Annotated in this window: 5 protein-coding genes; all 5 read left to right on the forward strand. The window is 41.5% G+C overall.

The genetic code is table 11. The features are described 5' to 3' along the window. Positions 1-28 precede the first annotated feature (28 nt). The 5 genes from L3V77_RS24500 to L3V77_RS24520 all read left to right on the forward strand — a co-directional run bounded on the left by L3V77_RS24500 (position 29) and on the right by L3V77_RS24520 (position 7,012). Positions 29-2,602, forward strand: coding sequence for a glycoside hydrolase family 3 N-terminal domain-containing protein (locus tag L3V77_RS24500; RefSeq protein ID WP_275137425.1), 2,574 nt, complete (start codon positions 29-31; stop codon positions 2,600-2,602). A gap of 368 nt (positions 2,603-2,970) precedes the next feature. After that, the gene (locus L3V77_RS24505; protein WP_275137426.1) at positions 2,971-3,186 is read left to right on the forward strand and encodes a hypothetical protein; all 216 of its coding nucleotides are present in this window, start codon (positions 2,971-2,973) and stop codon (positions 3,184-3,186) included. Between the two features lie 241 nt (positions 3,187-3,427). Then, complete coding sequence (locus tag L3V77_RS24510; RefSeq protein ID WP_275137427.1) at positions 3,428-4,234, forward strand: fumarylacetoacetate hydrolase family protein; 807 nt, start codon at positions 3,428-3,430, stop codon at positions 4,232-4,234. A gap of 471 nt (positions 4,235-4,705) precedes the next feature. Continuing rightward, the gene (locus L3V77_RS24515) at positions 4,706-6,112 is read left to right on the forward strand and encodes a TolC family outer membrane protein (RefSeq protein ID WP_275137428.1); all 1,407 of its coding nucleotides are present in this window, start codon (positions 4,706-4,708) and stop codon (positions 6,110-6,112) included. Positions 6,113-6,232: 120 nt separating this feature from the next. Continuing rightward, on the forward strand, positions 6,233-7,012 hold the full coding sequence (locus L3V77_RS24520) for a SapC family protein (RefSeq protein ID WP_275137429.1): 780 nt from the start codon (positions 6,233-6,235) through the stop codon (positions 7,010-7,012). The last annotated feature ends 99 nt before the right edge of the window (positions 7,013-7,111 follow it).

A 7,111-nucleotide genomic window follows, 5' to 3' on the forward strand; every position in this document is an offset into this window, starting at 1 on the left:
TATTATTTTTAGTTGTTAGGAAAATACCATGACATCTGAGTTTATTACCCCGTACTTTTCAGATTGGCCGCAGATACAATCTACCATTACCAAAAATGAGGCGATCGAATCCGAGGTCCGACGAATAGTGACATTAATGACACTTGAAGAAAAAATCGGCCAGATGATTCAACCGGACATTCGTGGTATTTCCGTCGAAGAAGCGACGACCTATAAAATTGGTTCAATATTGAATGGTGGCGGAGCATGGCCAAACAATGACAAACATGCGACGGCATTAGATTGGGCGAGTAAATCTGATGAGTATTGGTTTGCAGTAGAAACTGCGTTTGAAGATCGCCCTTTCCGTATCCCTTTTATGTGGGCAACGGATGCGGTTCATGGCCACAATAATGTATTTGGTGCCACAGTCTTTCCTCATAATATTGGGTTAGGTTGCGCGCGTGACCCTGAATTGGTCAAGAAAATTGGCCGTATTACCGCCATTGAGATTACCGCCACAGGTTTAGATTGGACATTTGCCCCTACGGTTGCCACACCGAGAGATCTGCGCTGGGGCAGAGTGTATGAAGGGTATTCGGAGGACCCAGAGATCGTTTATAATTACGCCGCCAAAATGGTCGAGGGGTTGCAAGGCACTGCAGAAGACCTAAAAGGCGATAAGCATGTTATCTCAAACGTAAAACATTGGGTGGGTGATGGTGGTACGTTAGTCGGCGTTGATCGAGGGGTCAATAATTACAGTGAAGATCTTCTACGCAATATTCACGCTATGGGTTATTTCAGTGGACTAAATGCAGGCGCGCAAGTGGTGATGTCTTCTTTTAATAGCTGGGACAATCCCAACAACTACGACCTAGCACCGGAAATAGACGGGACATACAATCTTAAAATTCATGGCAGTAAATATCTGCTTACCGATGTTTTAAAAGAGAAGATGGGATTTGATGGTTTGATCGTTACCGATTGGCATGGTCATTCGGAAGTGAGTAAATGCACGGATGATGACGCCAGTTATGCGATCAATGCTGGTAACGATATTCTAATGATTCCCGTCCACAAACACTGGTTGAATGTGTATCAAAAAACCGTTGATGACGTCAACAGAGGCCTCATTGCGTTATCTCGAATTGACGATGCAGTCACTCGTATTTTGAGGGTGAAAATGCGTGCTGGGTTGTGGAATAAACCACAGCCAACCAAACGGGCTTATGCTGGCGACCAAAACTTACTCGGGGCAGACGAACACAGAGAAGTTGCGCGAGAAGCGGTACGAAAATCGCTGGTTTTGTTAAAAAATAACAATGCTATTCTACCGTTAAATAGGAACCAAAAGGTTTTATTAACGGGAAGTGCGGCGGATGATCTGCAAAAACAATCGGGCGGTTGGAACTTAACGTGGCAGGGAGACGAAAATACGCTTGCTGACTTCCCAGGTGCGACTACTGTTAAGATGGCTTTAGAAGGAGAACTTGGTCCGGATAGGGTGATGTTTGACCCTGAATTAACCTCAAATTACACCAAAGGTGATGTTGCTATCGTCGTATTTGGTGAAGACCCTTATGCCGAAATGATGGGGGATATAAAAGAATGGCAAACATTAGAATTTGCAGCATTAAAAAGAAGTTATAAAGCTGATTTGGAGATAATCCAAAAATTACACCAAGCGGGTGTGAAAATTATCTCAATCTTTTTCAGTGGCCGACCGCTATACGTGAATGAAGAGATATCAAAATCGCAAGCCTTTGTCGCCGCGTTTTTGCCGGGTAGCGAAGGCAAAGGGATCACGGATGTTTTGCTTGCCAATGAAGCCGATGAGAAGCAGATTGATTTTGTTGGTCGATTGTCATTCAGTTGGCCAAACAAAAAACGCAGTACCCGTGTTCACAGAAAGCCTGCACATATTCCAGATTATCAGGTGCCAGCATACGAGCAAGATCCGATTGGTGAGCATGCCCCGTTGTTTGATTATGGTTATGGTCTTCGTTATAGCGATGAATTGCAGTCGAGATATCTCGATAACTTGCCTTTGGATATTGCGCTTAACGAGGCAGAAACGATTGCCGAACACGCAACTCATATGTTTGGTGTTAATGCCACGGTCGGTGACTACCAAATGAAAATATCAGATTCTTTGCATCCAATTGGAATCGACGTATCTCGTAACAACAACATGCAGCTAACGGATATCAGTACCTCTCCGTTCAACTATCAGCAGCAACAAGATGCGGTGCGGGTCGAATTTAATCGATCTCTTGCGTCCATTTACCTGCAAACCAGTAATGGAAGTGCTGAAGACCTGTCTGGTTACGATAACGATAGCGGGAGTATTTGCTTTGATATTAATGTCGAGAAGGCATCTGATATGCCCGTTTACTTAGCATTACAAGTATTCATGGACCGTGGAGAGCTGGAACGGCTTTCGCGCATCGACATATCTGACCAACTGCCCAATGTAAATGAAGGTTTTTTGACGGTGTCGATACCTTGCCATCATTTTTCCAATACAGGTCTTGATTTTCGATATATCGATACCCCGTTTATGTTATTTACCGAAGGTGAATTGACCGCCGTTGTTGCCAACATTCGTTGGGAGATTTAGCCTAAGCCGTCATTGATCGTGGACGGATACTTATCTTGCCGTTTAATGAGTAAACGGTGTACAAAAGCGCACTATTTGGGTGCGTTTTTTAGTTTCTGTGAAAAATAAATAAAATAATATCACCGTCTAAAATGTGAGATTCAGGATAAATATCCACCATTTTTCAATTTTTCAATTCAAAATTAATGATCAGGATTTAAAAACGTTCAAAAAATGAACAACTTAGTAAGTCTTATATGACTAATGCTAATTGTTAAATAACTCAATAAACTGGTTATTCACCAAAAAGCAGTCATTTCATCTAATTTGACGCGTGATGTATCGCATTCTATGGTTAATTATCACCTCAACCTACAAGGAAGCCGCGCATGAAAAGAAACAGTAAAACCTATCGATTTCAGTTGATCAAAGATACGGCCGAAAGGCATCAGCGATCTAACAGCGCGGATCCTATGGTTAGGCATATTGGGCATATGCTCTCTGAACAACCCGATTTAGAAGAAAACCTAATGTCGCATCATGACTTTGCCGGGCATCACTACGATCAGAATATTGATGGTTGGGTTAGCGATAGATGGTCTTAGTGACTACTTGTTGTATTGTTAACAATAAAGTCACTATAAGATACTGAGTTTTCTGCGCTTTGTTGGAAGCTCAGTCATAAGCACAATGTTTACTTATCCTTTTCATTACTTATTTTACATTCTTAATCTAAACCACTAATTCATTGATAAGATGAAAATGGTTATTTATGTACTCCATTCATTGATCCTGAGTCACCCCAACAACGTATAGCGTTAATTATTGGTTAGGAAAGGAAACCCCATGAAATGGATTCTAGTCACTCTTTCGTTGATATACCCATTTGGTGCTGTAGCCGAAATTGAAAAGTTTGTTCGTTACTACCACGAAGAGCAGGTGCAATACGGACAATTAGTCGGTGATACCATTCACCCTATTGTTGGTGACCTTTTTGATAACTTTACAGTGTCGAAAAGTCGGCTTCCATTACGTTCTGTTCAATTGCTCATTCCTACTCAGCCTGAAAAGGTTTTTGCGGTTGGAATGAATTTCGCCAGTCATATGTCTTCACCATCGAATCAACCTCCTCCGTTATTTCTAAAGCTTCCATCTTCCTTACTACTTTCAGGTAAAGATGTTCATGTCCCAAAAGATGCAAAGAACGTTCATTTCGAAGGAGAACTTGTCGTTGTTATAGGTAAAGAGGCAAAAAATATTACCGAACGTCAGGCCAAAGATGTGGTCTTTGGTGTATTAGCCGGAAATGATTTAACCGAACGAAGTTGGCAAGGCCGTGATCTGCAGTGGATGAGAGCAAAAGCGGCGGATGGGTTTGGTCCGATATCCAGTGCCATCACTCGCGGCATTGATTATCGAAATGTGCTTTTAACCACACGTTTGAACGGAGAGGTTGTTCAACAAGAAAACACAGGTTCTATGATTCACAGCGTTGATAAAGTTGTCAGTTACTTGAGCCGTTATTTTACATTGAAGCCTGGTGATCTGATTTTTATGGGTACACCGGGTAAAACCAAAGCCCTTGCGGATAACGATATTGTTTCCGTTACGATAGACGGTGTTGGGGAAGTTAAAAACCAAATTCGGTTTTGATTTTTTGGTCGAGGAAACTTCGTAATCAACAGAACTTGAAGTGAGAAAAGGTATATTTTGGCTCTTTTTAACCGTTGTTCATCCGTACGATAAGGCGTTGATATATTGTCATTTTTCCTCAGGCCCCGTTAGAGTTAACAGTCTAATTTATGGTTGTTTACATTTTAAATTCCTTACTAAAAATAAGGAATTAGGCTTAATTTCTCAATTGTTGACTGAAAACTGTCTTTAATTTGAGACAAAAAGAGTGTTTATAGCAATTAAAGGGTTAAAAAGGAACAAAAGGATGTTTTCATTTCAGGTGAATGTTAGCAATGTGTTCTACTATTGTTATTGGTAATTTTATTTATAGTAAATAAGAATAAGTCCTTACACAGATATGATGTCGAGTTCTTAGAACCAGCGGTTCGAACACGTATTTTAGGTAAGCCTAAATAGAATTTGTTTATTACAAGGTTACACATGGACGTAATGAAAAAACAACTCATAACTATAAAACACAGTGTACTGCTGCTTGGGTTAACGCCATTTTGTCTACAAGCAGAAAACTTGTTGCAGGTTTATCAACAAGCGTTGGAAAATGATCCCGTGTATCGTGCAGGAATATATCAACATCAAGCCGATATTGAAATCTACGATCAGGCAATGGCAGTTTTGCTACCAACCATAAAGTTTGATGCGAGCCGAACAGAAACCAAACAAGAAATTGTCAGTTCTGACAATACAGTTTACAACAAAGGCAGCACGTCTTATCCCACAGACGAACTCAGTCTTTCTCTTACTCAATCTTTATATAGTTACAGCAATTGGGCGTATTTTAAGCAAGCCAAAGAAGACGTTAAACGTGTTGCTGCTGAGCTAGAAGACGTGAAGCAAGAGTTGCTAATGCGTGTCGCAGAAGCCTATTTTAATGTTCTCAAAAAACGAGATAACTACCTTGGTATCCATGCCGAGGTGACCGCCCTTGAAAAGCATTTTGAATTGGTTGAATTACAGGTTCGGAATGGTTTAGCTCGAACCACGGATTTACTCGACTCTGAAGCGCGCTTTCTGCAAGCGCAAGCCCGTGAAATTGAGATCAGTAACAACCTGCAAGATGCACTGCAAGGTATCCATGAGATCACAGGCTCACTACCTCGCTCATTGGTAACACTCGGCGAAGAAATGGCGATGGCAGAACCTGACCCCTATCAGGTAGAAGCATGGCTAGAAAATGCACAGAAAAATAATCCTATGATTCTCGCAAAAAGAGGCGCGCTCGCGTCAGCACGACAAGAGATTCGACGTCAACAAGGTGGTCACTATCCGACCTTCGACTTTGTATTCACACAGAATAACAGTGAAACGGATGGTTCGTTATTTGGTGGCGGCAGCGAAGTGGACACACAAACTTTTTTAGTACAGATGACGTTACCGCTATATGCCGGTGGTGCGGTTTCTTCCAAGGTTCGCGAAACGGAAAGTTTATATAACAAGTCCAAAGATGACCTTGAACTATCATGGCGTGAAACCAATCGTGAAACGCGATCGGCATTCACTGGTGTAACAAGTGCGATAAGCAAAGTAAATGCATTGAAAAAATCGGTTGAAGCCTATGATTTGGCGGTTGATGTGAAACAACAATCTTTTGAATCGGGTGTTACCTCCAGTGTCACGGTACTAGATGCGGTAAGAGATCTTTTTATTGCTCGTACTGAATATTCAGCGGCTCGATATGATTACCTACTAAATAACCTACGCTTAAAGAGAGCAGTGGGTACGCTTAATGAGTTGGATATGCAGCAGATAAACTCAGCACTGCTTGGAGAAGATGTGTCAACGGATATAAATGCTATGGAGGAAACGTTAGGAAGCGAGTCATTAGCATTACGTCAATAATAGATTTTAAAAAACTGTATTCAAAAAGACAGGACTTATAAAAGACAGAGCTTAAAGAAAACAGTACTCAGGGACTAGAAAAAAATAGTCGTATTAAAACAAAGAGATCAGGAGTTCGAAGTGGCTACACAACTATTAATTTATGGACAAGTAGAAGCAGTAAATAAGCAGCGTCACCTAGATTGGTCAATTAAAGCTGAAAGTCATTATGGTTTCGCTAAACAAGTTAACTCGGTACCGTTAATGGCGGTCGAATTTCCAAGTGCAGCAGAAGATTACTCAATCGTATTTGCAGGGGAAGGTGACGACTTATTGCCGGTTGTTATCATGGGTGTACGTCAAGACGAAAACCTATATATCGATGACAAGGGCGATTGGACAGCAAACTATATTCCAGCGTTTGTTCGCCGTTATCCTTTTGTTTTTGCGAGTACTGACGCAGGAAAAACCCTAACGCTCTGTTTAGACGAAGAGTATACGGGATGCAATCAAGAAGGACGTGGTGAACGTCTGTTTGATGCCGATGGCGAGCAAACACATTATCTTGGTAAAGTCCTAGATTTTCTACAGGATTACCAAACGCACTATCAGCGTACACAGGCTTTCTGTAAAAAACTTAATGAGCTTGAACTGTTCGAAGACATGGGGGCGAAATTTACGCTACCGAACGGCGAAGAGCGCACTTTGACTGGTTTCAAAGTGATCAGTAAAGAAAAGCTAAAAGCGCTACCTCAAGATGAACTAATGGCGCTGATGGCGAACGACGGGTTAGAGCTTATCTATACCCATCTCCATTCAATGCGAAATCTAAACAAAGTTTTACAGCGTTTGCCAAGAGAAAAGAATGATACAGACCAGGCGACGACGCTAGAGATAGAAGAAAGTGTGGAAGTTCATTAATACGCGCTTGGTTCGATCAGGTCTAAGCCAAGCAATGAGTACTTACGCTTAAAGCAAATACCGCACAGCTGTAAAGCTGTGCAATTTGCTTTATGCAGG

The sequence above is a fragment of the Vibrio sp. DW001 genome (assembly GCF_029016285.1).
Lineage (GTDB): Bacteria > Pseudomonadota > Gammaproteobacteria > Enterobacterales > Vibrionaceae > Vibrio.